Below are 26097 nucleotides of genomic sequence, written 5' to 3' on the forward strand. Positions count from 1 at the left end.
TCCTTGCCTTGTACTGCGCAGGCGGTTAAACAGGTCCCGTTTGCCGATTGCTTCGCGTCGGCGCAGGAGTAGAGTTCGTTCCGGGAGGAGAGCCGGAAAGAGAGAATCATGCTCAAAGATCAGCAAGTAGCTGCCGTTCTGCCGGCACAGGATCTGGCCAGGGCCCGCGGGTTCTACAGCGAGAAACTCGGTCTTGAACCCGACAATCCGGATGCTGCCGACAACCTGCAGTACAGCTGTGGCAGCGGAACGGCGTTCCTGCTCTACGAAACGCCGAACGCCGGAACGGCCAAGAACACCCAGATGGGCTGGAATGTGGATGATCTTGCCGCCACAGTAGCCGAACTCCGCGGAAAGGGCGTGGTTTTCGAAGACTACGACTTCCCCGGGCTGAAGACAGAGGATGGCATCGCCACCATGCCCGATGGCACCGCAGCGGCCTGGTTCCTCGATACCGAGGGAAACATCCTCAGCCTGAACCAGATGGGCCGGAACGGCTGACGCCCAACGGGACGGGCCGGCGGCTTCCTGAGGCCGCCGGCCTTTCCTTTGCCTCGCCTACGCGCCGTCCGGAGCGGCTTCGGGCCACGCCATGCTCGGACCGATCGCCTCCACCGGTTGGGACAACGGCACGCCGGACCCATCCCTTCGGCCGTGTTCATGCGGAAGGGCCCGGGCAACGCCAGCGCTGGTCGACGCCTTGGCCGGGCCATGCCCCGCCCACGCCAGCAGGAGCGTGTCTTCGCCCTTGAGGAAACGGTGGGCGCGGACACCGCCGGTGGCGCGGCCCTTGGCCGGGTACTCGTCGAACGCCGTCACTTTCGCCGTGCCCGGCGCCGTTCCGGGCAAGGCGCCAACGGTTCCGGCGATGGTGACCACGACGGCGGCCGGATCGTTCGGGCGCACGGCACCGAAGTGGATCACTTCGTCTCCCGCTGCCAACTTGATGCCCGCCATGCCCCCTGCCGTGCGGCCCTGCGGCCGGACGTTGGACGCACTGAACCGCAGCAACTGGGCTTGCTTGGTCAGGAAGACGAGATCGACGTCGTCCTCCTGCGCCGGTTCCACGGCGAGGACGGTGTCCTTGTCCTTGAGCGAGATGATCTCCCAGTCCTCGCGGTTCAACGGATAGTCGGGCTGGACGCGCTTCACCACGCCCTGCACTGTGCCGATCGCCAGGATCTGGTCCAGCGGGACGAAGGCCACCAGGGCCTCGCCCTTGAGCAGCGTGATGAATTCCCTGGCCGGCACACCGCCGGCCAGGTTGGGCAAACCGCTCACCGGCGGAAGCACAGGCATGTCCATCACTTGGAGCCGGAGCATCCGGCCGGTGGAGGTCACGGCGCCGATTTCGCCGCGGGCCGTGGTCTTGACCACCGAACGGAACACATCGTGTTTTGCGCGCGGACCCGATTCGGCGAGGGGTTCCTGGTTGGAGGTCCGGGCGATCTGGCCGGACATGCTGAGCAACGCCCAGCAGGGGTCGTCCGGAATTTCCAAGGGAAGCGCGGCGGCCTTGCCCTTGGGGCCCGGAGCGGCAGACGCCAGGGCGGCGGCGACCGTAGGAGACACAGCCTCGGATTCCAACAGGACTGTCCGGCGCGGAGTTCCGTACTTCTCCGCGATCTCGGCCAGCTCGCCGGAAACCAGCTCGCGAAGCAACTGGTCGCTGCCCAGGATCGCCTCGAGGGCTTCGATTTCCCTGCGCAGTTCGTCCTGCTCTTTCTCCAGCTCGATGCGGGAGTACTTGGTGAGCTGGCGAAGGCGGAGCTCCAGGATGTAATTGGCCTGGATCTCGGTGAGGTCGTAGATGGACATCAGGCGTTCGCGGGCCGCGGAAGCCTCATCGGAAGACCGGATGATCTGGATGACTTCGTCAATGTCCACGATGGCGATCAGAAGGCCCTCCACCAAGTGGAGGCGGTCCTTCTTCTTGCCCAAGCGGAACGCCGTCCGCCGGCGGACCACGTCAAGGCGGTGGTCCACGTACACCTGCAGGAGCTGCAGGAGCCCAAGCGTCTGCGGCTGGCCGTCAACCAGGGTGACGTTGTTGATGCCGAAGGAATCTTCCATCGGCGAGAACCGGTAGAGCTGCTGGAGGACGGCGTTGGGATTGAAGCCGTTCTTCAGTTCGATCACCAGGCGCAGGCCGTGGTTGCGGTCCGTCAGGTCCACGACGTCGCTGATGCCGGTCAGCTTCTTGGCGTTGACCGCATCCTTGATGCGCTCGATCACCTTTTCCGGGCCAACCATGTACGGAAGCTCCGTGACCACCAGGCCGGTGCGCCGGGCAGTGAGCTGCTCCACCTCCACCTTGGCCCGGGTCTTGAAGGAACCGCGTCCTCCGGCGTACGCGTCGCGGATGCCGTCCAAGCCGACGATCCGCCCACCCGTGGGCAGGTCCGGCCCCGGGATGAACCTCATGATGTCATCCAGCGTCGCCTCGGGGTTGGCGATCAGATGGCGTGCGGCCGCGATGACTTCCACCAGGTTGTGCGGAGCCATATTGGTGGCCATGCCCACGGCGATGCCAGTGGTTCCGTTCACCAGGAGGTTGGGGAACGCGGCCGGCAGGACTTCGGGTTGGGTCAGTTGGTTGTCGTAGTTCGGAACGAAGTCCACCACGTCTTCGTCGAGGTGGTCGGTCATGGTCAGGGCTGCGGCGGCCAGCCGGGCCTCCGTGTACCGGGGCGCGGCCGGACCATCGTCCAGCGAACCGAAGTTGCCGTGGCCGTCGATCAACGGCAGGCGAAGGGAGAAATCCTGCGCCATGCGCACCATGGCGTCGTAGATCGCGGCGTCACCATGCGGGTGGAGCTTGCCCATCACTTCGCCCACCACGCGGGCACTCTTGACGTGGCCTCGGTCGGGGCGGAGGCCCATATCGGCCATCATGTAGAGGATGCGGCGTTGGACAGGCTTGAGGCCATCACGTGCGTCGGGAAGGGCACGCGAATAGATCACCGAATAGGCGTACTCCAGGAAGGAGCCCTCCATCTCGGAAGTGACGTCAATGTCGACGATCGTCTCGGTGAAATCGCCGAGGGGCTCGCCTTTGCGTGCTGAAGTTTGGCTGCGGGCCATGGGTGTGGTGGATCCTTGAAAGTTGTACTGCGGATGTTTTAGCTAGGCTAAGCCTATGGTGGATCAGCCCGGGGTCGGCATTTATCCGGAATATTGGGAGGCCGATGTCGTCCTGCGCGACGGCGGGACCGCCCACCTTCGCCCCATCCGCCCGGAGGACGCGGACGCGCTGCAGGCCTTCCACGCAGGCCAGTCACAAGCCTCCATCTACATGCGGTTCTTCTCCTTCAAGGCCAAGCTCTCCGGCAAGGAAGTCCGTCGCTTTACCGAAGTGGACCACGTCAACCGGGTCGCGTTCGTCATCACCATCGGTGGCGAGATCGTGGGCGTCGGGCGCTACGACCGCCTGGACGACCCCGCCGAGGCGGAAGTCGCCTTCAACATCTCCGATGCCCATCAAGGCCGCGGCATTGGCTCCATCCTGCTGGAGCACCTGGCCGTTGCTGCCCGCGAAAACGGCATCCGGCGCTTCACCGCGGAAGTCCTGCCGGAGAACCGGAAAATGCTCATGGTCTTCGCGGACGCCGGTTACGACCTCACCCGCCAGTTCGACGACGGCGTCGTCAGCGTCGAATTCAACATCGACCCCACCGAGAAGTCGCGGGCTGTCATGGAGGCGCGCGAGCACCGCGCAGAGGCGCGCAGCGTGCGCGACCTGCTGGCGCCGTCGTCCATTGCCGTCATCGGTGCCAGCCGCAAATGGGGAACCATCGGCTACCAACTCCTCGAACACGTGATCGAAGGTGGCTTCAAGGGCCCCGTCTACGCCGTCAACCCGGAGGCGTTCGAACTGGCGGGCATGATCTCCTTCGCCCGCCTCTCGGAGATACCAGGACCGGTGCAACTCGCCATCATCGCGGTTCCCTACGAGGAAGTCCCCGGAGTGGTGGACGAGTGCGCGGCCGCCGGCGTCAAGGGACTCGTGGTGGCCACGGCGGGCTTCGCGGACGACGGCGAGCGGGGCCTCGCCCGCCAGCACGAACTGGTCAGGCGTGCCCGCGCCAACGGCATGCGCGTGATCGGGCCTGAGTCGCTGGGCATCCTGAACACCCACCCGGACATTTCCCTCAATGCCTCCATGGCTCCCACCATGCCGCCCAGGGGAGGGCTTGGCCTCTTCAGCCAGTCCGCAGCAGTGGGGGTGGCAGTCTATGCGGCCGCAAGCCGGCGCCGCCTCGGGTTGTCATCGTTCCTTTCGGCAGGCAACCGGGCCGACGTCTCCGGCAACGATGCCATGCAGTTCTGGGAAGACGACGCGGACACCTCCGCCGTCGGGCTTTACCTTGAATCCATTGGCAACCCGCGCAAGTTCTCGCGTCTTGCCCGAAGGTTGTCCCGCAGCAAGCCCGTGATCGTCGCGAAGTCCGACGTCACCGGCCTCCGGCTTCCGCCCGGGCACGAAGTCCGGACCACCCAGGCGCCCGCGGCGGCCGTGGATGCCATGATGCGCCAAGCCGGCGTGATCCGCGTGGACACCATAGAGCAGCTCATGGACATCGCCCAGATCGTCTCCACACAGTCGCTCCCGGCCGGACCCGGAGTGGCGGTCTTCGCCAATTCGGTGGCTCTTGCCACGGTGGTGGCGGACGCCGCGGCCCCCGCCGGACTCGACGTCAGGCGAACCATCACTGACGTTGACCTCGACGCCGGGATGTCGCTTGCGCTGCCGGCTTTCCGGAGGAGCCTGCGGGACATCCTCGCCGACGAATCGGTACAGGCGCTCATTGCCGCGCTCCTGCCGGCGCGGGGGGTGACGGTGGCGGCGCTCGCAGAAGTCCTTGCCGAGTGTGCTGCGGAGGCCGGCAAACCAGTGGTGGCTGCGTTTACGGGAATCCTGGATCCTTCCGTGCAGGTTGAGGGCATGGTGGGGCAGGACGGCACGCCGCAACTGCCGTGCTACTCCAATGCGGGGTCCGCTGTGGCCGCATTGTCCGCGATCGTCCGTTACGCGCAATGGCGCGATCGCGACCAGGGTCTGTTCGTCGAACCGGACGGATGCGACGTCGAGGGCACCAGGGCGGCGTTGGCGTCGATGCTGTCCGGGGTGACAGGGGAGAAACTGCGAAAGCTCGACGCCGGTGCTGCCGCGGCGTTGCTGGCCGGTTACGGAATCGGGGTGGTGCCGGCGATCGGCTTCGGCACGCCCGATGAGGCTGTCAAGGCAGCCGAATCGATTGGATGGCCGGTGGTGCTGAAGACCACGGACCCTGCGCTGAGGCACCGGCTGGACCTGGGCGGGGTGCGCCTGGACATCCAGGACGCTGCATCGCTTCGCCAGAACATCGAACAAATGCGCCGGGCGCTGGAACCGTATGGATCCTCGTCGCTGGAAGTCCAGGCCATGGCTCCAGTAGGCCAGGCCTGCACCTTCAGGGCCATGGAGGACCCCCTGCTGGGGCCGGTAGTGTCCTTCGGCCTGGCAGGGGACGCCGTGAACCTCCTGGACGATTGGGCGCACCGGGTTCCGCCCCTGTCCGCAGCCGACGTGCACGACGTCATCCGGTCGCCCCGGGCATCCCGGAAGCTGTTCGGATACCAGGGCCTGCCGGCGGTGGACGTCCCGGCCTTGGAAGACGTGGCGGCCCGGTTGGCAAAACTCAAGGACGACCACCCGGGAATCGCCCTGATCGAGTTCAACCCCGTGCTGGCGGGCCCCAAGGGGGCAACCATCCTGGGGGCCGAAGTGTGGATCGGCAATGCGGCGCAACGGACGGACAGCGCGCGCCGGGCCATGCGGAACTAGCCCCTGACCACGCACGGCATGCGTTTGTGCCGTGCGATGCGGTTAGGAAGTCACCAAGCGATCTGTGAAAATGGGGGAATGAGCACCCAGTCTCCGACGCCTCAATCCCGCCCGTCAAACACCGGGCACCACACCGCGCGCAACCACAGCTCCCAAGCACAGAGCCTGGACCAGGCCCTGCAGCAGGCAGGTTTCTACCCGCGCCTGGTGGCCGACGTCGTCGATGATGCCTTGGACGGCCGTGATTGCCTGTCCCACCTGGTGCACCTGGAAACCCATTTCGACCGGGCTGAGGTCCGGCGCCACATCACCGTGCTGGTACTGACGGAGGACATGCTGGTCATCACCCACGTGGACGACCAGCAATTGGATGAGGCCGGCGAGCAGATTGTCGCGCAGATTTCCACGGAGTCGGTGCCTGTGGCCCAGATCCGTTCCGTCGTGCTGAGCTACATGTACTCCCAACCCCAGGACTACAAACCGTCCGATCCTGTCCGCGAGCTGACGCTCTCCATCGCCTGGTCCGGTGGACAGAGGCTGGACATGGGCCCGGCCAGTTGCGGCGATCCGCAGTGCGAGGCGGACCACGGCTATACGGGAACCATTGCCCAGGAGGACATTGTGCTGCGCATCAGTGCCGAGGCGGACGGGCTTCAGGCAGTCCAGGACGCCAAGGTCTTCGCCCGGGCTTTACGCGCCGTGAATACGGGTGTTCCCACACCCGTTCCGCATGCCGGCATACCTGCGCCACGGCCGCGCTCAGGTGTCTTCAGCAACCGCCTGGGTCGCGGACACCAGCGTTGAGGATAGCGGGGCCAAACAGCACCAACGCCGTGTCCGACGTACCCTCACCGCCGCTGTTCGGCGACAAGTCGATTGCTGAGGTCCTGACCAGCGCAGCCGCCAGCCTGGGCGTCCAGGGGTTTGCCAACAAGCTCCAGCTTCCGGCCAGCAAGCGGGTTTGCGTGGTCCTGGCTGACGGCTTGGGCCGTGCGCTGCTGAAACAAAAGGCATCGCACACACCGTTCCTTCGCTCGGTCCTCGCAGCAGGCCAGGGCCGGGTCCCCACGTGGATCGACTCGGCTTTTCCGAGCACCACCGCGGCATCCCTCTCCAGCCTGGGGACGGGCTTGCCGGCCGGAAGCCACGGCATGGTGGGCTACGACGTCCTGGATCCCGCCCAGGACAAAGTGGTCAACCTGCTCGGCAACTGGGATGCCCACGTGGATCCCGCCCTTTGGCAGCCCCACCCCACAATCTTTGAGCGGGTGTCCGCCGAGGTGGACGTCGTGACGGTAAGCCTCCCGCAGTTCGGCAACTCGCCCATGACACAGGCCGCACTTCGGGGCAGCCGCTTTGTCGGTGGCACAACACTCCATGCACGGACGGCTGCTGCTGCCGAGGCGATGGCGTCCGGCGGCCCGTCGTTGATGTACTTCTACGTCAATGAGCTGGACAAGGCGGGCCACCGCCACGGCTGCCAGTCCGAGCGCTGGGAGCACCAACTCGAAGAGCTCGACGCCACAGTGAAGCGGTTGTCCATGTCCCTCCCCGCGGGCACCACTATCCTGGTCACGGGAGATCACGGAATGCTCGACGTTCCCGAGTCCCAGCGCATCGATTATGCGGCAGATGCGTCCTTGGTGGCCGGCGTCCGCCACACGGCCGGCGAGCCGCGCATGGTTCATCTGTACCTTGAACCTGACGCAGGCCCGACCACGCGGGAGTCACTCCTGGCAGCGTGGCGTAAACGGTTCGGGGAGCGGATCTGGTTGTTCACCCGCGAACAGGCCGTCTCGGCCGGTTTGTTCGGCGACGTCGAGGCGCAGGTGTCTGCCCGCATCGGCGACATCATGGTGGCGGCGCGGGACACGCTCGCGCTGTATGACACCAGGCGTGTCCGGCCGACATCCCTCGAAGTAGTGGGTCAGCACGGCTCCCTGACCAAGGCCGAACGCGAAGTACCGTTCCTCTGCTTTTCCGCCACCGGCAAGAAGGGTGCCCGTGGCTGAGCTGGTCTTCTTCTCCGGCACCATGGACTGCGGGAAATCGACGCTCGCGCTGCAGATGGACCACAACCACCGGGCACGGGGCCGGGGTGGCGTGCGTTTCAGCTGTAATGACCGGGCAGGGGAATCCATTATTTCCAGCAGGCTTGGGCTGCAGACCGACGCCGTGGAGGTGCACGGCTCCACCGATTTTTGGGATGAGGTGGTGGTCCGGCGGACCGGCGGACTCCGGGTGGACTACCTGATTTGCGACGAAGCCCAGTTCTATTCCGCGGCCCAAGTGGAGCAACTGGCCCGCCTGGTGGACGAGATGGATGTTGATGTCTTCGCCTTCGGAATTACCTCGGACTTCCGTACCAGGCTCTTTCCCGGTTCGCAGCGCTTGATTGAACTCGCGGACAAAGTCCAGGTCCTGCAGGTCGAGGCCCTGTGCTGGTGCGGCCGCCGCGCCACCCAAAATGCCCGGACCCTGGACGGCATCATGGTGGTGGAGGGCGAACAGGTCATGGTTGGCGACGTCGCGCCGGGGGATGACGCACTGATGGATGACGCCGTGCCGACAGCGGGAGTGGTGGAGTACGAGACGCTCTGCAGGAGGCACTACATGCGCCGCGTCACGGCCCATGGTGCCAACCTCATGGCAGGTTCCGACCAGACATTGCCGTTCGACATCGAAGCCTGCCTGTGGCCGGGGGCAGGGGAACTGCGCCGGAGTTAGTCTCCCCGGGCCCCGAAGACGATCTCGTCCCAACTGGGGATGCTGGACCGCTTGGGCCGCGAAGGCTGGCGTTCGGCCGGTGCTTCGTCTGCCTTCGGCGCGGGGCGTTCCTTGGATCCGGCAGCGGAGCCATCGGTCGGCGCGGGGTGGCGCCGGGATCCGGCCGAGGCTGGACCACCCAGCAACTCATCGAGGCCTGCCCTCTGGACGGGGCCCTGGCCTGGAATGTCACCTGTGCCGTCTGTCTCGTCGTCCGCGACGGGTGTATCGGCCGCCGTCGGCAGTTCGTCAAGCGCGGGAACCGGGCGCAGGGGGCCGGCGACGACGGTAATCTCCCGTGTTTCAGTACTGACGCCGTCGTGCAGCCGGAGGGAATCGTCGGCGTCGTCGGATTCAACGTGCCGGGGTGCGAGGCTGAGCCGTGACAGGATGGACGGGCGGCCGTCCCGAGCCGCAGGTTCGGTTGCCGGCTGGGTATCGGGTGCGGTGTGATCCCCGCTGGGTTCGTCGCGCTGGTCCTGGCCTTCGTCGTCGGGGCGGGGGTGCGCCGCCGGGACGTTGCTCAACAGGACGGCCAAGGCGTCGTCTGCGTCTTCGTCCACTCCGAGGCGCTGTCCACGCCGCGAGCGAAGCATCTCCAGGAGGTTGTCCGAGTCCTTCGCAGACGCCCGCACGGAAGCGCCGCCGTCTGCTTCGACGTCGAAAGGCCGGTCCGAGACGGCAGCCAGCCGGCGCGCCGGAACAGGGCCGTCCAGCGGCTCAAGTTCGCTTAACTGCTGGGCCCAGCGGTTGGCGTTGTGCAGGGACTTCCGTTGTGGACTGAAGGTCCACATGGCAGGCGGTTCTTCGCCGATGGTCCCGTCGGAGCCGGGTACGGTTTCAAAGCGCGCGACGACGGTCCAGGTGCCGTCGGTGCGGCGCCAGGAATCCCATTCGACAGTGGCAGGGTCAATGCCGTGGGCCGACAACCTGTGGGCTACCATCTCGCCCAGGGTGGCGGGGTTGTCCCCGAAGGCCGAACGGTGGACGTCATGGCCAGGGGAGGGAGCAGCCACTTCCACGTTGCGTGCCTGCTGTGCCACGTACTCGCGTTCGGCGAGGACCGGTCCTTCGTAGCGCTGGACGTTCGCGAGGGGCAGGCCGGACAGCTCGGCCACTTCCGCGGCGGTTGAACCGCTGCGGATCCTTGCCTGGATATCCCTCGGCGACATGGCCACGGGAGTGATGGAGGCGCGTGCTGCGACCTGGGCAGGGGTCCGGCTCGCCGCGGCCCGCAAGGCCTCGTCGATCGGAAGCTGGAACATGGCACCGCCGGGACCGCTCAAGAGGAGATGCCCGCCGTCGTCGTGGACGCCTACCAGCCGTAGATCCTGCATAACACCCTCCACCACATGGCATAACTGACATTCGAAACTCTGCCACCCACGGTGCCCTTTTCCTACTAGGAGAAAGGGCGTGCCGTGATATTCCGGCGAAAACAGCCTTCTCAGTTCGTGGGAGGGGCCGCTGGCGGAGCTATGGACAATCGTGGGTCAGGGGAGGAAAATCTGGCCGATACCGGGCACAAATCCGGGGAGTCCGACGTTACATCCCTACAACCGCTGCGGGCCGCGAAACCCACCGCGGGATCCCAACCGCATCAAGCATCGAGGATAAGAAAGACCATGGCCACGGACTACGATGCCCCTCGGAAGACCGAGGAAGACGTCAGCGAGGACTCCATCGAGGAACTCAAGACGCGCCAGTCGGGAAAGCAATCCTCGGCTGTGGACGTGGATGAAACGGAACTGGCCGACGGCTTCGAACTGCCGGGAGCCGATCTTTCAGGCGAAGAGCTGCTCATCCAGGTCATGCCGGCCCAAGCCGACGAGTTCACCTGCTTCAACTGCTTCCTGGTGAAGCACCGTTCGCAGATCGCTGCGGAGCGGAACGGCCACCTGTACTGCACGGAGTGCGAAAGCTAGGAAACCTGCTGCCGGTCCAGTGCGGCAACCAGTTCCTGTGGCCTGCGGGACGAAGCAATCCAGTAAGGCGTGCGGTCGGCAGGATCGGTGATTTCGATCTTGACCACGGGATCGATCCAGCCCCGGAAGCACATGTAGGCCAGGCCATTGAGGCGCGGACCGCGTTCCGCGGTTGCTTCGGCCTTGGTAAACGCCTCAACGGATCCGACGAACTTCCGGTCAATGCTGGCCCGGCCCACCCGAAGGGTGTCCTTGGTGACGGAAATCGTGGGGGTGGAGAGCACCAGCAACGTGGTCATGATCGCCAGGAGCACCAGTGCGGCGATGACGCCTGCAGCAGGGCTGATGGGAGCGAACATCAGGATTCCTGCGCTTGAGAGGCCAACCACCACAATCCAGATCCAGATGGTGGGCCACAGCTTTTCCTTGAACAGGACCTCTCCTGGGGTGGAGGAGTTCCGGGCAGGCAAAGGGGCGGACTGGTCAGGCGTAGGCATGGGTCCAGCTTATCCGCCGTCGAGGGGAGGTCGCTCCACGTAGAATGGACCACTGTGAGCAACGAGACCGCAGTATTCAGTAATGACTCCCTTTCCCCGGAAGCCGAAAGCGGTGACACCGCCTCCTACGGCGCGCCAACCCTCGAGGTACAGCTGAAAATGCTCGACGCGGGCTTGGAAGCGCCCTCATATGCCCACCCGGGTGATGCGGGTGCTGACTTGCGGGCCCGCGTAGACGTGTTCCTGGCTCCGGGGGAGCGGAAACTTGTTCCCACCGGTGTCTCGATCGCCCTCCCCAACGGCTTTGTTGCGCTGATCCACCCCCGTTCCGGCCTGGCAACCAAGCACGGACTGACGGTGGTGAATGCTCCGGGAACGGTCGACGCCGGGTACCGGGGCGAAATCGCCGTCACTTTGCTCAACACCGACCAGAGCCAGGCAATTGAGCTCAAGCGCGGGGATAGGATTGCCCAAATGGTGATCCAGCGCGTGGAATATGCCCGCTTCGTCGCCGTTGACGAGCTTTCCGATTCTGTCCGCGGGACCGGCGGCTTCGGTTCCACCGGAGGCTTCAACGCCCCGGTGGCCTGACCATCCACACCCAACCAGGCAGGTGCGCAGGCTGTTGCCCGCCGCATTGCCGTACTTCGGCATGGGTGCGGTTTACTTGGGGATAGACCACTACTAAGGAGAAAACCCAATGGTTTTTGGGCGCGGCAAGAAGTCCAAGACTGAGCGGCCGGAAGCGGCTGTCATCGACGAGGAGAACGCAGCCCCGGGGCAGGCAGGCGCCGAGCCCGCCAAGGGCGACCTTCGGCTGTCCAAGGGTCCCTGGGACAGCGACGAGATCGAGGACCGGGACGGTTACGTCGATCTCGGAGCCTTGCTGATCGCCCCTGCCGAAGGTCTGCAGCTCCGGCTCGAAGTCGAGGAAGCCACCCAGCGCGTGGTGGCCGTGACCATGGACCTGGCAGGCTCCAGCCTTCAGTTGCAGGCCTTTGCGGCTCCCCGTTCGGAAGGTCTGTGGGAGGAGATCCGCGAGCAGATCAGCCAATCCGTGGCCAGCCAAGGCGGCGAGACAGAGGAAGTCTCCGGTACGTTCGGCACCGAGCTTGTCGCCAAGCTTCCGGCCGAAGCTGCCGATGGCAGCCGGGGCTTCCGGGCGGCCCGTTTCATGGGCGTGGACGGTCCGCGCTGGTTCCTTCGCGGTGTCCTTGGCGGCGCCGCCGCGCTGGAGAAGGAGGCCGCGGCCGGGCTGGAAGAATTGTTCCGCCAGGTTGTGGTGGTTCGCGGGGACAACCCCATGCCTCCGCGCGAACTCCTGCAGCTGCGGCTGCCGAAGGACGCCACTGCTTCGGGACAGCCGGCCGCCCCGCACGACGAACCCTCCGTGCAACGGCCGGAGCGGGGTCCGGAGATCACCCAGATTGGCTGAAACCGCAGGACAGCCCGTTCAGGGCACCCAACGGCAGGGCACCCCGCCGGGCGTCAGGGACCTCCCCGTCCGTGGCCGGGCCGTGTGCACAGGCTTTATCGAATCGGTAACCCATCAGCCGCCCAGCGAACAGCCGTTCTTTTCGGCAATCGTGGTTGACGCCTTGGAACACAGCTCGCTGTCCACGCTCAGTGGGAGCGCCAGGAAGCCCTATGAGCGGCTTCGGGTCATCTGGCTCGGCAGGAACCGGGTTCCCGGCATCGAGGCCGGCGTCCAGTTGCGGCTGAACGGCATGGTAACCGAAGTCGACGGCTTGCCGGCCATGTTCAATCCACGCTACGAAATACTTTCCCGTCAGGAGCACCGATGACCTCCGCCAATGGACCGGACCCCAAGGACCCTGCCGGGGCAAACCCTGCCGCCGATCCCGCGCAGCCACCGTCGCCGGAAGCGCAGACGATGGCCGGCCTTGCCGCGGGTTATGCGGAGAAAGCAGGACTGCACCGTAACAGCTCCGGACACGTGGACCTGCTCAAATCAGCCGGGGGTGTGCAGGGCATCGCGGAGAGCATCCTTCCTGGCCTGGTGTTCCTGGTGGCTTTCACCATTACGCGGGACCTGACAGCCTCCCTGGTTGCCGCCTTGGCGGTTGCCGCCGTTTTTACGGTGGCCAGGCTGATCCAGAAGCGGCCGTTGACCCAAGCACTGGCCGGAGTGGTCGGCGTCGGAATTTCCGCCTGGCTCGCCAACACCACGGGCAAGGCTGAAGATTTCTATGTCCTGGGCTTCTTCACGAACATCGCCTACATCGCAGGCATGGTGCTTTCGATTGTCCTGAAGTGGCCCATCGCCGGACTCCTGTTCGGCTTTGTGCGCAACGAGGGTCTGGACTGGCGCAAGGACCCCGAGCGGCTGCGGGCCTACCGCCTGGGCACCTGGATTGTGGTGGCCGTGCTGGCTTTGCGGTTGGTTGTCCAGGTTCCGCTGTACTTCATGGGTGAGGCGGGACTGACGGCCCTCGCTACTACCCGCCTCATCATGGGAGCGCCGTTGTACATCCTGGGGCTGTGGGTGGCTTGGCTTGTGACCAAGCCCGCGCCTCAGCCGTCGAAGCCGTCGTCGTCCGCGGACTGATCCGAAACTTCCGCCGACCCGTCGCGTGGTCCCTGCCCGGCCATTGAGTCCGGAGACAGGAGCGCCCGGAGGCCGTCCTCCGCGGCGATGGTGGTGACGAAGAACAACTCGTCGCCACCGTCCAGGACATCATCCCTGCTGGGCGTAATGGGTGCTTGGTCGCGCAGGATGGCCACAAGCGTTGAATCCTCGGGCCATTCGATGTCACCCACTGTGCTCCCGATGACGTGCGAGTCATGGGGAACGGTGAACTCGACGATGGACGCCACACCGGTTTGCAAGGTCAGCAAGCGGACGATGTCACCGATTTCCACCGCCTCCTCCACCAGGGCGGTCATGAGCTGGGGCGTGTTGACCGCGACGTCGACGCCCCAGGAGTCGTTGAACATCCAGTCGTTCTTGGGGTTGTTGACCCGGCCAACCGTTCGGCCCACGCCGAACTCGGTCTTGGCCAGGAGCGAGACCACCAGGTTGACCTTGTCGTCTCCCGTGGCTGAAACCACGACGTCGGCGTCCTCCAGCTTGGCGTCCTGCAGCGTGCTCAGTTCGCAGGCATCGCCCACCAACCAGCGTGCACCGCGCAGCCCGCTGCGCCCGATGACTTCCGGTTTGAGGTCGATGAGGAGGATCTGGTGGTTGTGGGCCAGCAGTTCACGGGCGATCGACGAGCCGACGCTGCCTGCTCCAACGATGACGACTTTCACTAATTCTCCTTGGCGGGGGCTTTGGCGAGGATCCGGCTGATATCCGAGGACCGGTCCAGGCTTAGCATGGCGTGCACGGTATCGCCTTCCTGGTAGGCCGTACCGGCCTGGGGCAGCAGGCCTTCGCCGAAGCGGGTGAGGAACGCAATGCGGATGCCGGCCGCGGCCTCGATGGAGTCCAGGCTGTGGCCGATCCACCCCTCGTGAAGGTCCACTTCGGCCAGCACCAGCCGGCCCGACGGCTCGCGGTAATCGCCTGAGAGGTGCTGTTCCGGAAGGATGCGCCGCAACACCTGGTCCGCGCTCCAACGCACGGCGGCAACGGTGGGGATGCCGAGACGTTGGTAGATTTCGGCCCGGCCGGGGTCGTAGATACGCGCCACGACGTGGGCCACGTGGAAGGTTTCCCGGGCTACGCGCGTGGCCAGGATATTCGAATTGTCGCCGCTGGAGACTGCGGCGAAGGCGTAGGCCTCTTCGACGCCCGCCTGCTTCAGGGTGTCCCGGTCGAAGCCGACGCCAGTTACCTTGCGTCCCGTAAAGGTGTTGCGCAGCCGGCGGAACGCGCGCTCATCCTGGTCGATGATGGCTACGGAATGCCCTGAATCCTCCAAAGTGTGTGCCAGGGTTGCGCCAACGCGGCCACAACCCATGATCACGAAGTGAGCCACCGTGTCTCCTTTTGTCCTTGTCCGTGCCGCTGCGTATGACTTTACCGGTGCGACGGGCGTAAGCAGGCGACCGCCGTCATGACATCGCGGGGGATTCAGAGTAGCTTTGCGGAGTGCTGACAATACTGAATGCGGTGAAGCGGGTGTTGGTGGGCCGACCCTTCCGGAACGACCGCTTGTCCCACACCCTGTTGCCTAAACGCATCGCCTTGCCGATCTTCGCTTCGGATGCCCTGTCGTCCGTGGCCTACGCACCCGACGAAATCCTCCTGACACTGGCGTTGGCAGGCGTCAGCGCCGTGGCATTCTCCCCGTTGGTTGGCTTGGCCGTCATGGTGGTCTTGCTCACAGTGGTGGCCTCCTACCGGCAGAACGTGCACGCCTATCCCTCCGGTGGCGGCGACTATGAGATCGCCAACGTGAACCTCGGAAAATACGCCGGCCTGACCGTGGCGTCGGCCCTCCTGGTGGACTACGTCCTGACCGTGGCCGTGTCCATGTCCTCGGCGGCCGCCTACCTCACCACGGCCATTCCTGCACTGCACGGCGAACAGGCCCTCATCGCCACAATTGGCGTGGTGATCCTGGCCCTGGTCAACCTCCGCGGCATCAAGGAAGCGGGAACGGTGTTTGCTGTTCCGACGTACATCTTCATGGCCTCCATCCTGGGCATGACCGTGGTGGGCATCTTCCAGGCCCTCACCGGCCAACTCGGCGAAGCTCCGTCAGCCAACTTCACGATCGTTCCGGAAGCCGGTTTCGACCAAGGCCTCGTAGGCCTGGCCGGCGCCTTCCTCCTGCTCCGGGCATTCTCATCCGGCGCCGCGGCGCTGACCGGCGTCGAGGCCATCAGCAACGGTGTCCCGAACTTCCAGAAGCCCAAGAGCAAGAACGCCGCCACCACTTTGCTGCTCCTCGGCGCGATTGCAGCGGCCATGCTTGCCGGCATCCTGTACCTGGCCAACGCCACGAAGGTCCACATCGTCCTGGACCCGGCCACCGAGTTCCTGGTGGACGGCAAGCCGCTGCCGGAAGGGTACATCCAGAACCCTGCCATCAGCCAGATCGCCGACACCATCTTTGGTGCGGGCTCGATTCCGTTCTACGTCGTGGTGGCGGCAACGGGCATCATCCTGGTGTTCGCTTCCAACACGGCATTCAACGGCTTTCCGGTGCTGGGCTCCATCCTGGCCCAGGACGGCTACCTCCCTCGCCAGTTGAGGACCCGTGGCGACAGGTTGGCTTACAGCAACGGTGTCCTGGCCCTCGCCGCAGGCGCGTTGGTGCTCATCCTGTCCTTCAACGCCGACGTCACCAAGCTGATCCAGCTGTACATCGTGGGTGTCTTCATTTCCTTCACCGCCAGCCAGCTTGGCATGGTCCGGCACTGGGGCCGCGAACTCAAGCTGGCCCGGGACAAGGCCATCCGCCGCAGGATCATCAAGTCCCGCACCATCAACATGGTGGGCTTCGGCATGACCGCGCTGGTGCTGGTGATCGTCCTGATCACCAAGTTCGAGCAGGGCGCCTGGATCGCCCTGCTGGCCATGTTCGTGTTGTTCCTCATCATGTGGAGCATCCGGGCCCACTACGACAATGTGGCCAAGGAACTGGCCGTGGACGAGGACTCCTCGCCGCGGGCCCTGCCCACGCGCGTCCACGCTGTGCTCCTGGTCTCCCATGTGCGCAAGCCTGTCCTCCGGGCACTGGCTTACGCCCGTGCGTCCAGGCCGTCCCGCCTGGACGCCATCACGGTGGACATCAACGCAGAAGAGACCGAACACACCGTCCGTGACTGGGAGAAGCTGGAAATTCCCGTACCCTTGACTGTTCTGGCCAGTCCCTACCGTGAGACGGTCACGCCCATCATGGAGTACGTCAAGAACATGCGGCGCGACTCGCCCCGCGACCTGATCGTTGTTTATATCCCCGAATATGTCGTGGGCAAATGGTGGGAACAACTGGTCCACAACCAAACCGCACTCAGAATCAAGACGCGGCTCCACTTCGAACCCGGCGTCATGGTCGCCAGCGTTCCGTGGCAGCTGAAGTCCTCCGAAGAAGCAAAGGCATTGCAGGATACCCAATGAGTTCCAACAGCGTTTCCCCCCACTCCGCAGCCACGGGCAAGCACGAGGGGCCCGGCACTGAGCTGGTGGTGGACGTTGGTCCGATCGCCCACGGCGGCCACTTCGTCGCCCGCCACGAGGGACGGGTTATTTTCGTCCGCCACGGCATTCCCGGCGAGAAAGTGCGGATCCGGCTCACCGACTCCGGCGACTCGTCGCGTTTCTGGCGGGCCGACGTCGTCGACGTCCTGGAAGCTTCCCCTGACCGGGTGCAGCACTTCTGGAAGCCAGCCGACTCGCCAGGATCCTGGCGCCGTGGCGGCCCGCCCGTGGGCGGCGCCGAACTCGGCCACGTCTCCCTCGGTCGGCAACGATCGCTGAAGGCCGAAGTGTTGGCGGAGCAACTCAAGCGGCTTGCCGGCCTCGACCTCGCCACCGAGGTGGAACCGGTTGGAGATGCGGACGACGCCGGACTCGGCTGGCGTACGCGCGCCAGTTTCGCCGTCACGGCCAAGGGCCGCCTGGGCATGCATGCCCACCGCTCCGACGCCGTAATCCCGGTCCACGAAATGCCGTTGGCCCATCCTGGAATCAATGACCTCCGGCTGTGGGACCTGGACCTGACGGGAATCGCCCGGGTGGAAGTCGCTGTTCCGGCAAACGGCTCCCGGCCCCTGGTCCTGCTTGCTCCGGAGGAAGGAACCAGCCCCAAGCGCCTGCATGGCATCCTGACGCGGCTGCCGCAGGACATTTCCGTGGCGAGCTTCGACACCACCAAGGGCCATGTGTTGCAACTTCGCGGACGCACCTGGGTGCAGGAGTCGGCAGCGGGGCACGAATACCGTGTGACGGGGGAGGGTTTCTGGCAGATCCACAAAGATGCTCCGGAAACCCTGGTGAACGCAGTAACCGGCTACCTCAGCGGTGGCGGGTACCTGCAGCCGGGTGCCTCGGTGGCGGACCTGTATGCCGGGGCAGGCCTCTTTACGGCACCACTGGCGGACGCCGTCGGCGTGACCGGATCCGTTCTTTCGGTGGAAGGCGCCCCGGGGACCAGCCGCGATGCCCGCAAGAACCTGCACGGCGAACCGCAGGTGGAGATTGTCCAGGGCAGGGTTGAGCGCGTTCTCCACCAGAGGGCCAGGAGCTTCGATTCGCTGGTGCTCGATCCGCCGAGGGCCGGTGCCGGCAAGGCCGTTGTGCGGCAGTTGATGGAAACCGGACCCCGCGCGATCGCTTATGTGTCATGCGATCCGGCATCGTTCGCCCGTGATTTGGGTTACTTCCACCAGGGGGGCTGGCGGTTGGAAAGCCTGCGGGCCTTCGACCTCTACCCGCACACGCACCACCTTGAGACGGTGGGGCTCCTGGTTCCGGCCAGCTAGGCAGGGAACAGTGCGGCAAACGGGATGCATGCCACTACGATGGGCGTAGTAGCCCCGGTCCACTGCCGCACTGCGCCTCCGGACCGGGGTGACCAAGAGAAAGTGCCGCCGGGCTAAGTAAGGTGCGCCTAACTGGCTAGCGGCCAACCACGCGACAAAGATAAAACCTGTTGCGAGAGGAGTCCTGCCATGAGCACTGTGGACAGCTTCGGTTCCAAAGGCGTACTGAATGTAGCCGGCACCGATTATGAAATTTTCCGGTTGAACTCCGTAGAGGGCGCAGACAGCCTTCCGTTCAGCCTCAAGGTATTGCTTGAAAACCTCCTGCGGACTGAGGATGGCGCCAATATTACGGCTGACCACGTCCGCGCCCTGGCCGGTTGGGACCCCAATGCGGAACCCGATACCGAAATCCAGTTCACCCCGGCCCGAGTCATCATGCAGGACTTCACCGGTGTTCCCTGCGTGGTTGACCTCGCCACCATGCGCGAAGCAGTCAAGGAACTCGGCGGGGACCCCAAGCGCGTCAACCCGCTGGCACCTGCAGAAATGGTCATCGACCACTCCGTCCAGATCGACGCCTTCGGCAACGCCGGCGCGCTGGAGCGCAACATGGAGATCGAGTACCAGCGCAATGGCGAGCGTTACCAGTTCCTGCGCTGGGGACAGACCGCCTTCGACGATTTCAAGGTTGTTCCTCCGGGAACCGGAATCGTCCACCAGGTCAACATCGAATACCTGGCACGCACCGTCATGACCCGCGAAGTGGACGGCGTCGTCCGTGCCTACCCGGACACCTGTGTGGGTACCGACTCGCACACCACCATGGTCAACGGCCTTGGCATCCTTGGTTGGGGCGTTGGCGGCATCGAAGCCGAGGCAGCCATGCTCGGCCAGCCCGTATCCATGCTGATTCCCCGCGTTGTTGGCTTCAAGCTCAACGGCAGCATCCCGGCCGGTGCCACCGCTACCGACGTCGTCCTGACCATCACCGAAATGCTGCGCAAGCACGGCGTGGTGGGCAAGTTCGTCGAGTTCTACGGTGAAGGCGTCGCCGCGGTGCCGCTGGCGAACCGCGCAACCATCGGCAACATGAGCCCGGAGTTCGGTTCCACGGCTGCCATGTTCCCGATTGACGACGTCACCCTCGATTACCTGCGCCTGACCGGCCGCTCCGAGGAGAACGTTGCCCTGGTGGAGGCGTACACCAAGGAACAGGGCCTCTGGCACGACCCTTCCCGCGAACTGCGTTTCTCCGAGTTCCTTGAGCTGGACCTCTCCACTGTTGTCCCGTCCATCTCCGGCCCGAAGCGTCCGCAGGACCGCATCGAGCTCAGCGATGCCAAGGAGCAGTTCCGCAAGGACATCCACAACTACGTCGCCATCGAAGACGGCAGCGTGGATGAGTCCCTGGATGAGTCCTTCCCGGCCTCGGACGCCCCGTCCTTCACGCACGCCGATTCCCACACCACGGACACGGCACGTGTTGCATCCGCCGCTAACGGTGCGCACGGCCGCCCGTCCTCGCCGGTGCACGTCACCACTGCTGACGGCCGCGAATTCGAGCTGGACCACGGTGCTGTGTCGATCGCGTCGATCACGTCCTGCACCAACACGTCCAACCCGTCCGTCATGCTGGCAGCGGCCCTCCTGGCCCGCAACGCCGTCAACAAGGGCCTGACCGCCAAGCCGTGGGTCAAGACCTCCGTTGCTCCCGGCTCCAAGGTGGTCACCGACTACTACGAGAAGTCCGGACTGACCCCGTACCTGGAGAAGCTCGGCTTCTACATCGTCGGCTACGGCTGCGCCACCTGCATCGGTAACTCCGGCCCGCTGGAGCCCGAAATCTCCGAGGCCATCCAGAAGAACGACCTCTCCGTGACGGCAGTCCTCTCCGGCAACCGCAACTTCGAAGGCCGTATCAACCCGGACGTCAAGATGAACTACCTGGCCTCCCCGCCGCTGGTCATCGCTTACGCCCTGGCAGGCTCCATGGACTTCGACTTCGACGCCGATGCCCTGGGCACCGATTCCGACGGCAACGAAGTGTTCCTGAAGGACATCTGGCCGAACCCCACCGAGGTGCAGGAAGTCATCGACTCCTCGATCGACGAGGGCATGTTCGCCAAGGGCTACGAGGGCGTCTTCGAGGGCGACGAGCGCTGGAAGGCCCTCGACACCCCCGCGGGCGACACCTTCGCTTGGGCTGAGGACTCCACCTACGTGCGTAAGCCCCCATACTTCGAGGGCATGAAGGCGCAGCCGGATCCGGTCCAGGACATCCAGGGTGCCCGCGTGCTCCTGAAGCTTGGCGATTCCGTCACTACGGACCACATCTCCCCGGCCGGCTCGTTCAAGTCGGACACCCCGGCCGGACAGTACCTCCTGGCCAACGGTGTTGAGCGCAAGGACTTCAACTCCTACGGTTCCCGCCGTGGCAACCACGAGGTCATGATCCGCGGTACCTTCGCCAACATCCGCATCAAGAACCAGCTCCTGGACGGCGTCGAAGGTGGCTTCACCCGCGACTTCAGCCAGGAAGGTGCCCCGCAGGCCTACGTCTACGATGCCGCCCAGAACTACCAGGCTGCAGGAACGCCGCTGGTTGTGCTGGCAGGCAAGGAGTACGGTTCCGGCTCCTCCCGTGACTGGGCAGCCAAGGGCACGGCCCTCCTGGGTGTCAAGGCCGTCATCGCCGAGAGCTACGAGCGCATCCACCGCTCCAACCTGATCGGCATGGGCGTCCTTCCCCTGCAGTTCCCGGCGGGCGAGTCCGCAGCAACCCTCGGCCTCACCGGCACGGAGACGTTCGCTGTGGAAGGCGTGACCGAACTGAACAACGGCACCACGCCCAAGACGCTCAAGGTGACGGCAACGGCAGAGGACGGTTCCACCAAGTCCTTCGACGCTGTCCTGCGCATCGATACCCCGGGTGAAGCGGATTACTACCGCAACGGCGGCATCCTGCAGTACGTCCTGCGCCAGATCTCGGCATAAGGAACCGGCTGCACAGCTGATTCCGCATGGCAGCCCCGGCTGGTCACCAGACCAGCCGGGGCTCGCTGCGTTTGCGGGGATAAAGCGGGGATAAAGGGAAGCCAGGAGGCGCGCCCTGGCACTAAACACTGGGCCACCGGCAACGCGCTAAAGTTAACAAGCACGTCATTGACCGTAAGGAGGGCCCTTGGGACTCTTGGAAACCATCAAGGATCCACAGGATCTGGCTGAATTGTCCAGTTCCGAGCTGGACCAGCTGGCAGGAGAGATTAGGGACTTCCTGATTACCAACGTGGCCGCGACCGGCGGACATCTGGGGCCCAACCTGGGCGTTGTGGAATTGACCATGGCCGTGCACAGGATTTTCGAATCGCCGCGGGACAGCATCGTTTTCGACACCGGCCACCAGTCGTATGTCCACAAACTGCTGACCGGACGGCAGGACTTCAGTACTCTCCGGCAGCAAGGCGGCCTCTCCGGTTACCCTGACCGCGCGGAATCCGAACACGACATTGTGGAAAGCTCCCACGCGTCGTCGTCGTTGTCCTGGGCCGACGGCATTTCGCGTGCCCGCCAGTTGACTGGAGAAGGTGACCGTTTCGTCGTCGCCGTTGTCGGCGACGGTGCCCTGACCGGCGGCATGACCTGGGAAGCCATCAACAACATTGCCGCGGACAAGCGCCGCCGCGTGGTGATCGTGGTCAATGACAACGGCCGTTCCTACGCGCCGACGGTAGGCGGCCTGGCCGATTACCTGGCGTCCCTGCGGCCCACCATCGATTCCCTGCGGACGGCCCCGGCGTATGAGCGCATGCTCGACTGGTGGAAGAAGCGGCTCCAGAACGGCGGCCCGGTGGGGCAGTTCACCTACAAGAGCCTCCATGCCATGAAGAAGGGCGTCAAGGACTGGTGGGCGCCCCAGGGCATGTTTGAGGACCTCGGCATGAAGTACATCGGGCCGGTGGACGGCCACAACCTGCAGGCCCTGGAGAATGCCCTGAGCACGGCCAAGGCGTACGGGGGACCGGTGATCGTCCACGCCATGACGGAGAAGGGCCACGGCTACGCTCCTGCCCTGGCCAACGAGGCCGACCAGTTCCACGCCGTGGGCATCATCGATCCCGAAACGGGCGAGCCGGCCGAGACTCCGGGTGCGCGTTCGTGGACGTCGGTCTTCGCTGAGGAAATCGCCGACATTGCCGATGAGCGGAAGGACATCGTCGGTATCACTGGCGCCATGCTCATTCCTGTCGGCCTGCACAAGTTTGCCGAGCGGCACCCGGAGCGCGTGATCGATGTCGGCATAGCCGAGCAGCACGCACTGACCTCCGCGGCCGGGATGGCCTACGGCGGGCTGCATCCGGTAGTGGCGGTATACGCTACGTTCCTCAACCGCGCCTTCGACCAATTGCTCATGGACGTGGCCCTCCACAAGGCGGGCGTCACTGTGGTGCTTGACCGGGCCGGCGTGACGGGCCCCGATGGTCCCAGCCACCATGGCATGTGGGACATGGCCATGGTCCAGATTGTTCCCGGCCTGCATCTTGCCGCGCCACGCGACGCCACGCGCCTTCGCGAGGAACTCCGGGAAGCCGTTGCCGTGAACGATGCCCCCACGGTGGTGCGTTTCTCCAAGGGGAGCGTCGGAACGGAAATTGAAGCGATCGAACGCTTGAAGGACGGCGTGGACATCCTTGCCCGCCGGCCCGAGGGCTCAACCGAAAACGACGTCCTGATCGTCAGCGTCGGAGCCATGTCCGAGCTCGCCCTGGATGTGGCAGGCCGCTTGGGCGCTCAAGGCATCAGTTCCACTGTGGTCGACCCGCGATGGGTCCTCCCGGTGCGGAAGTCGATCATTGCCCTGGCTGCCCGCCACCGCCTGGTGATCTGCATCGAAGACGGTGTCCGTGCCGGCGGCGTGGGTTCCCGCATCCGGCAGGAAATGCGCGCTGCCGGCGTGGACACGGCCCTCAACGAGGTAGGCCTGCCCGTGGAATTCCTGGTCCATGGCTCCCGCAGCCAGGTGCTGGAGAGGGTTGGGCTGACGGCCCAAAAGATAGCCCACGACGTCGTTGCGCAGGTTTTGGGGACGAAGGTTCCGTTTGCCAGGCCCCTCCCGGGGCAGGAACACCCCACCACGGGAAGCCTGCCCACGCTGTGACCGCCGGACGCGAACCGGGTGCGTTGCAGCCGGGCGACCTCGTGGTGGCGCGCAACCGAAAATGGGACGGCACGGCCCATTGGGTAGTGCCGGGCCGGTACCTTGGCGAGGACATCCACGGCTGGTGGATCTTCCAGGGCCAAGGGGAGTTCTGTTCCCGGCCAGGGGCTGCCTCCTACACGGCATCCGATGCCGTCCTGCTGGTGCCCCGCGCAGGGGAGTATGTGGCAACGTTCTACGACGACACCTATCCGGGGGACTTCAGGATCTATGTGGATCTTGCTACAGCCCACCACTGGAAAACCATCCGGCCCGGCGTCACGGAATTTCACATGGTGGACATGGATCTCGATGTGATCCGCTCAGCTACCCGCGGAGTCTTCGTTGACGACGAGGATGAGTTCGAGGACCACTTGGTACGGATGGACTACCCCGTTGAAACAGTGGCGGTAATGCGGGACGAATGTGCGGCCCTTGTGGCCGCAGTAAGCACGATGGAAGCCCCCTTCGACGTTTCGGCGCCGGAGAGCGCCAGCGCGGAGTGGTTCAGGAAAGGACGGGCATGAGCGGCATCATCCGCACCTACAAGCGGGACGAGGACGCCGTCCTGCATTTTCGTGAGGCCTGGTACGACGAGGACGATCAGCACTTCGTGGTCAACTACGGCGTGGTGGGCCACCAGAGCCGCACCGAAGAATCGGGGATCGACGGCGAGACGTCCCCGGAAGGGCTCATGGCGGCGTTCGCGGCCCAGTGCGCGGAAGACGGCTACGCCGTGATTCCCGAAGCCGAACAGTTCTGGGTGGTGGCGCAGTTCGCGTTGAAGAGCAAGGACGGGACCGAGCGGGACAGGTATCTGGAACGCAAGGTGAAGGCTGCGCTGACGGGCGAGCTTGCCTGGCGGGGTCTCGGGGTTGTTGACCGCACGGACATCGGCAATTCCCGCCTGAACGTTTTCTGCCTGTGCCCGGATGTCACCAAAGCGGTCAACGCCATCAAGGTCTGCATCCGCAACGAGGATCTGGACTTCACCAAGCTCAGCATCGCGGCGGCTCCGCACGGTGATCCCACTGCATTCAAGGTGAAGCACTCGCCCAAGCAAGGCGCTGGCTTTACGCTCTAAGTACCAGCCATCGCAGGCCGCAACCGTACAAAGAGGGATCTCCCATGCCGCACAAGAGCAACTGGCCAGGACACACACCGCTTCCCAAGGGCCTGGCGGCTCCTGCCAGACGTGCGCTGGCCCACCAAGGCATTGAAACCCTGGAGCAGTTGGCCGAGTTCGGCGAGCTGGAGACCTCGAAGCTGCATGGCATGGGACCAGTGGCCATTGCCCAACTGGAGGATGCCATGGAGGAGTCCGGGATCGGCTACGGAACGCCTGGCACCCCTGGCACCTGACATTGTTGCCTCGGGTGACTATGTGTCCGGGGTGTGCGTTATAGGCTGGCTTCATGACTGAATACCGACGCCTTGGCCACTCAGGACTGACCGTCTCAGCTGTTGGGCTGGGCTGCAACAACCTGGGCCGGGCCAATACTCCCACGGAGTCCCAGGAAGGCACGGACGGGGTAGTCCATGCCGCGATCGACGCTGGCGTGACCTTCTTCGACGTCGCCGATGTCTACGGCCGGGAGGCGGGCCTGAGCGAAACCATGCTCGGAAAGGCGCTGAAGGGCCGCCGGGACGACGTGGTGATCGGAACCAAATTCGGCATGGACATGCGCGGTGCCAACGGGAACGACTTCGGCGCCCGGGGGTCCCGCCGGTACATCGTCCAGGCCGTGGAGGCTTCCCTCCGGCGCCTCGGCACCGATTGGATCGATCTCTACCAGTTCCACACCCCGGATGCCGCCACGCCCATCGAGGAGACGCTGGCCGCGCTGGACGACCTGGTGCGCAGCGGCAAGGTCCGGTACATAGGCCACTCCAACTTCGCGGGATGGCAGATCGCACAGGCCGAGTACGTCGCAAGGGAGCTGGGCGGAGCACGGTTTATCTCCACGCAAAACCACTACAACCTGCTGGACCGCCGGGCCGAACTGGAAGTCCTGCCCGCGGCGGTGGAGTTCTCCTTGGGCGTCCTGCCCTACTTTCCCCTGGCCAACGGTCTGCTGACGGGCAAGTATTCGGCAGGCAAGGCACCGGAAGGTTCGCGGTTGAGCCACACCCGGACCAACCTGGTGAACGACGCCGACTGGGAGCAGTTGGGCCGTTTCGGCCAGTTTGCCAAGGAACGTGACCTCAGCGAACTGGAGCTTGCCTTCTCCTGGCTTGCCGCGCAGCCGGGCGTGGCCAGTGTCATCGCAGGCGCCACCAAGCCGGAGCAGATTCGCCAGAATGCCGAAGCCGTGCGGTGGGTGCCCACGCAGGAGGAACGCGAAGAACTGGATGGGATCTTCCCGAAGTCTCCGAAGGTGGCCTTGTTTTAGCGGACAGTCAGGTGGTGGACGGCCACCCGGCGGAGCGATGCAGAAGCGCCTCGTAGGCAGCGAAGGGCCGGGGAACGGAAAATCCGTTCCCCGG

At 64.9% G+C, this 26097-nt stretch carries 23 protein-coding genes; 18 read left to right on the forward strand and 5 right to left on the reverse strand.

Translation table 11 applies throughout. From position 1 onward, the window contains the following. The first annotated feature begins 108 nt into the window (after window positions 1-108). Window positions 109-501, forward strand: a complete 393-nt coding sequence (locus ACIQTZ_RS17550; RefSeq protein WP_400334560.1) for a VOC family protein — start codon at window positions 109-111, stop codon at window positions 499-501. Between the two features lie 57 nt (window positions 502-558). On the opposite strand, the gene ACIQTZ_RS17555 is transcribed toward ACIQTZ_RS17550, so the two are convergent. Continuing rightward, window positions 559-3084 carry a DNA topoisomerase (ATP-hydrolyzing) subunit A gene (locus ACIQTZ_RS17555; RefSeq protein WP_402982558.1) on the reverse strand — a complete coding sequence of 842 codons (2526 nt, stop codon included), beginning with the start codon at window positions 3082-3084 and terminating at the stop codon, window positions 559-561. Window positions 3085-3139: 55 nt separating this feature from the next. Between ACIQTZ_RS17555 and ACIQTZ_RS17560 the strand changes: the two genes are divergently transcribed. The 4 genes from ACIQTZ_RS17560 (at window position 3140) to ACIQTZ_RS17575 (ending at window position 8554) form a co-directional block, all read left to right on the forward strand. Beyond that, window positions 3140-5827, forward strand: a complete 2688-nt coding sequence (locus ACIQTZ_RS17560; protein ID WP_402982560.1) for a GNAT family N-acetyltransferase — start codon at window positions 3140-3142, stop codon at window positions 5825-5827. A gap of 78 nt (window positions 5828-5905) precedes the next feature. Next, window positions 5906-6631, forward strand: a complete 726-nt coding sequence (locus tag ACIQTZ_RS17565; protein WP_400334554.1) for a DUF5998 family protein — start codon at window positions 5906-5908, stop codon at window positions 6629-6631. A 29-nt stretch (window positions 6632-6660) separates the two neighbouring features. After that, on the forward strand, window positions 6661-7839 hold the full coding sequence (locus ACIQTZ_RS17570; RefSeq protein ID WP_402982561.1) for an alkaline phosphatase family protein: 1179 nt from the start codon (window positions 6661-6663) through the stop codon (window positions 7837-7839). Then, window positions 7832-8554 (forward strand): thymidine kinase, encoded by a 723-nt coding sequence (locus ACIQTZ_RS17575; RefSeq protein WP_402982563.1) that lies wholly within the window; start codon window positions 7832-7834, stop codon window positions 8552-8554. The genes ACIQTZ_RS17570 and ACIQTZ_RS17575 overlap by 8 nt, the downstream gene beginning before the upstream one ends. Here the strand turns inward: ACIQTZ_RS17575 and sepH are convergent. Further along, window positions 8551-9930, reverse strand: coding sequence for a septation protein SepH (sepH, locus tag ACIQTZ_RS17580; protein ID WP_402982565.1), 1380 nt, complete (start codon window positions 9928-9930; stop codon window positions 8551-8553). The two genes, ACIQTZ_RS17575 and sepH, sit on opposite strands and share 4 nt — an antisense overlap. Before the next feature lie 288 nt (window positions 9931-10218). Here sepH and ACIQTZ_RS17585 point away from each other — a divergent pair, with 288 nt between their 5' ends. Further along, entirely contained in the window at window positions 10219-10518 is a 300-nt protein-coding gene (locus tag ACIQTZ_RS17585; RefSeq protein ID WP_397322811.1) for a DUF4193 domain-containing protein, read from the forward strand. On the opposite strand, the gene ACIQTZ_RS17590 is transcribed toward ACIQTZ_RS17585, so the two are convergent. Beyond that, window positions 10515-11015 (reverse strand): DUF3093 domain-containing protein, encoded by a 501-nt coding sequence (locus ACIQTZ_RS17590; RefSeq protein WP_400334547.1) that lies wholly within the window; start codon window positions 11013-11015, stop codon window positions 10515-10517. The genes ACIQTZ_RS17585 and ACIQTZ_RS17590 overlap by 4 nt on opposite strands. A gap of 54 nt (window positions 11016-11069) precedes the next feature. Here ACIQTZ_RS17590 and dut point away from each other — a divergent pair, with 54 nt between their 5' ends. The 4 genes from dut (at window position 11070) to ACIQTZ_RS17610 (ending at window position 13584) form a co-directional block, all read left to right on the forward strand. Then, a complete protein-coding gene (gene dut, locus ACIQTZ_RS17595; RefSeq protein WP_402982566.1) occupies window positions 11070-11606 on the forward strand; it encodes a dUTP diphosphatase in 537 nt (178 codons plus the stop codon). Between the two features lie 109 nt (window positions 11607-11715). Next, window positions 11716-12450 carry a DUF3710 domain-containing protein gene (locus ACIQTZ_RS17600; RefSeq protein WP_400334544.1) on the forward strand — a complete coding sequence of 245 codons (735 nt, stop codon included), beginning with the start codon at window positions 11716-11718 and terminating at the stop codon, window positions 12448-12450. Further along, window positions 12443-12820, forward strand: a complete 378-nt coding sequence (locus tag ACIQTZ_RS17605) for a hypothetical protein (RefSeq protein ID WP_400334543.1) — start codon at window positions 12443-12445, stop codon at window positions 12818-12820. Before ACIQTZ_RS17600 ends, ACIQTZ_RS17605 begins: the two co-directional genes overlap by 8 nt. Next, the gene (locus ACIQTZ_RS17610; protein WP_402982568.1) at window positions 12817-13584 is read left to right on the forward strand and encodes a DUF3159 domain-containing protein; all 768 of its coding nucleotides are present in this window, start codon (window positions 12817-12819) and stop codon (window positions 13582-13584) included. Before ACIQTZ_RS17605 ends, ACIQTZ_RS17610 begins: the two co-directional genes overlap by 4 nt. Here ACIQTZ_RS17610 and ACIQTZ_RS17615 read toward each other — a convergent pair. Next, window positions 13551-14288, reverse strand: coding sequence for a potassium channel family protein (locus ACIQTZ_RS17615; RefSeq protein ID WP_397322803.1), 738 nt, complete (start codon window positions 14286-14288; stop codon window positions 13551-13553). The two genes, ACIQTZ_RS17610 and ACIQTZ_RS17615, sit on opposite strands and share 34 nt — an antisense overlap. Beyond that, window positions 14288-14959: a potassium channel family protein gene (locus tag ACIQTZ_RS17620; RefSeq protein ID WP_400334539.1), complete on the reverse strand. Its 672-nt coding sequence runs from the start codon at window positions 14957-14959 to the stop codon at window positions 14288-14290. The genes ACIQTZ_RS17615 and ACIQTZ_RS17620 overlap by 1 nt, the downstream gene beginning before the upstream one ends. A 113-nt stretch (window positions 14960-15072) precedes the next feature. On the opposite strand from ACIQTZ_RS17620, the gene ACIQTZ_RS17625 reads away from it, so the two are divergent. The 8 genes from ACIQTZ_RS17625 to ACIQTZ_RS17660 all read left to right on the forward strand — a co-directional run bounded on the left by ACIQTZ_RS17625 (window position 15073) and on the right by ACIQTZ_RS17660 (window position 26003). Then, window positions 15073-17049 carry an APC family permease gene (locus ACIQTZ_RS17625; protein ID WP_402982569.1) on the forward strand — a complete coding sequence of 659 codons (1977 nt, stop codon included), beginning with the start codon at window positions 15073-15075 and terminating at the stop codon, window positions 17047-17049. Beyond that, on the forward strand, window positions 17046-18413 hold the full coding sequence (locus ACIQTZ_RS17630; protein ID WP_402982571.1) for a class I SAM-dependent RNA methyltransferase: 1368 nt from the start codon (window positions 17046-17048) through the stop codon (window positions 18411-18413). The genes ACIQTZ_RS17625 and ACIQTZ_RS17630 overlap by 4 nt, the downstream gene beginning before the upstream one ends. A gap of 189 nt (window positions 18414-18602) precedes the next feature. After that, a complete protein-coding gene (gene acnA, locus ACIQTZ_RS17635) occupies window positions 18603-21410 on the forward strand; it encodes an aconitate hydratase AcnA (protein ID WP_402982573.1) in 2808 nt (935 codons plus the stop codon). A gap of 187 nt (window positions 21411-21597) precedes the next feature. Continuing rightward, window positions 21598-23571 (forward strand): 1-deoxy-D-xylulose-5-phosphate synthase, encoded by a 1974-nt coding sequence (gene dxs / locus ACIQTZ_RS17640; RefSeq protein WP_402982574.1) that lies wholly within the window; start codon window positions 21598-21600, stop codon window positions 23569-23571. Beyond that, window positions 23568-24137, forward strand: coding sequence for a DUF402 domain-containing protein (locus tag ACIQTZ_RS17645; protein ID WP_402982576.1), 570 nt, complete (start codon window positions 23568-23570; stop codon window positions 24135-24137). Before dxs ends, ACIQTZ_RS17645 begins: the two co-directional genes overlap by 4 nt. Then, window positions 24134-24694, forward strand: a complete 561-nt coding sequence (locus ACIQTZ_RS17650; RefSeq protein WP_402982578.1) for a hypothetical protein — start codon at window positions 24134-24136, stop codon at window positions 24692-24694. The genes ACIQTZ_RS17645 and ACIQTZ_RS17650 overlap by 4 nt, the downstream gene beginning before the upstream one ends. 44 nt (window positions 24695-24738) lie before the next feature. After that, complete coding sequence (locus ACIQTZ_RS17655; protein ID WP_402945880.1) at window positions 24739-24972, forward strand: hypothetical protein; 234 nt, start codon at window positions 24739-24741, stop codon at window positions 24970-24972. A gap of 53 nt (window positions 24973-25025) precedes the next feature. Next, the gene (locus ACIQTZ_RS17660; RefSeq protein ID WP_402945882.1) at window positions 25026-26003 is read left to right on the forward strand and encodes an aldo/keto reductase; all 978 of its coding nucleotides are present in this window, start codon (window positions 25026-25028) and stop codon (window positions 26001-26003) included. Window positions 26004-26097: the final 94 nt, after the last annotated feature.

The organism is Paenarthrobacter sp. NPDC090520 (genome assembly GCF_044769205.1).
In the GTDB taxonomy this organism is placed as follows: Bacteria; Actinomycetota; Actinomycetes; order Actinomycetales; family Micrococcaceae; genus Arthrobacter.

What these genes read in the sequence shown, in the direction of transcription:
- ACIQTZ_RS17655 (WP_402945880.1), top strand. Translation starts at nt 24,739, where the DNA reads ATGCCGCACAAGAGCAACTGGCCAGGACACACACCGCTTCCCAAGGGC.
- ACIQTZ_RS17560 (WP_402982560.1), top strand. Translation starts at nt 3,140, where the DNA reads ATGGTGGATCAGCCCGGGGTCGGCATTTATCCGGAATATTGGGAGGCC.
- ACIQTZ_RS17660 (WP_402945882.1), top strand. Translation starts at nt 25,026, where the DNA reads ATGACTGAATACCGACGCCTTGGCCACTCAGGACTGACCGTCTCAGCT.
- ACIQTZ_RS17550 (WP_400334560.1), top strand. Translation starts at nt 109, where the DNA reads ATGCTCAAAGATCAGCAAGTAGCTGCCGTTCTGCCGGCACAGGATCTG.
- ACIQTZ_RS17565 (WP_400334554.1), top strand. Translation starts at nt 5,906, where the DNA reads ATGAGCACCCAGTCTCCGACGCCTCAATCCCGCCCGTCAAACACCGGG.
- ACIQTZ_RS17555 (WP_402982558.1), bottom strand. Translation starts at nt 3,084, where the DNA reads ATGGCCCGCAGCCAAACTTCAGCACGCAAAGGCGAGCCCCTCGGCGAT.
- ACIQTZ_RS17585 (WP_397322811.1), top strand. Translation starts at nt 10,219, where the DNA reads ATGGCCACGGACTACGATGCCCCTCGGAAGACCGAGGAAGACGTCAGC.
- ACIQTZ_RS17610 (WP_402982568.1), top strand. Translation starts at nt 12,817, where the DNA reads ATGACCTCCGCCAATGGACCGGACCCCAAGGACCCTGCCGGGGCAAAC.
- ACIQTZ_RS17650 (WP_402982578.1), top strand. Translation starts at nt 24,134, where the DNA reads ATGAGCGGCATCATCCGCACCTACAAGCGGGACGAGGACGCCGTCCTG.
- sepH (WP_402982565.1), bottom strand. Translation starts at nt 9,930, where the DNA reads ATGCAGGATCTACGGCTGGTAGGCGTCCACGACGACGGCGGGCATCTC.
- ACIQTZ_RS17590 (WP_400334547.1), bottom strand. Translation starts at nt 11,015, where the DNA reads ATGCCTACGCCTGACCAGTCCGCCCCTTTGCCTGCCCGGAACTCCTCC.
- ACIQTZ_RS17600 (WP_400334544.1), top strand. Translation starts at nt 11,716, where the DNA reads ATGGTTTTTGGGCGCGGCAAGAAGTCCAAGACTGAGCGGCCGGAAGCG.
- ACIQTZ_RS17630 (WP_402982571.1), top strand. Translation starts at nt 17,046, where the DNA reads ATGAGTTCCAACAGCGTTTCCCCCCACTCCGCAGCCACGGGCAAGCAC.
- acnA (WP_402982573.1), top strand. Translation starts at nt 18,603, where the DNA reads ATGAGCACTGTGGACAGCTTCGGTTCCAAAGGCGTACTGAATGTAGCC.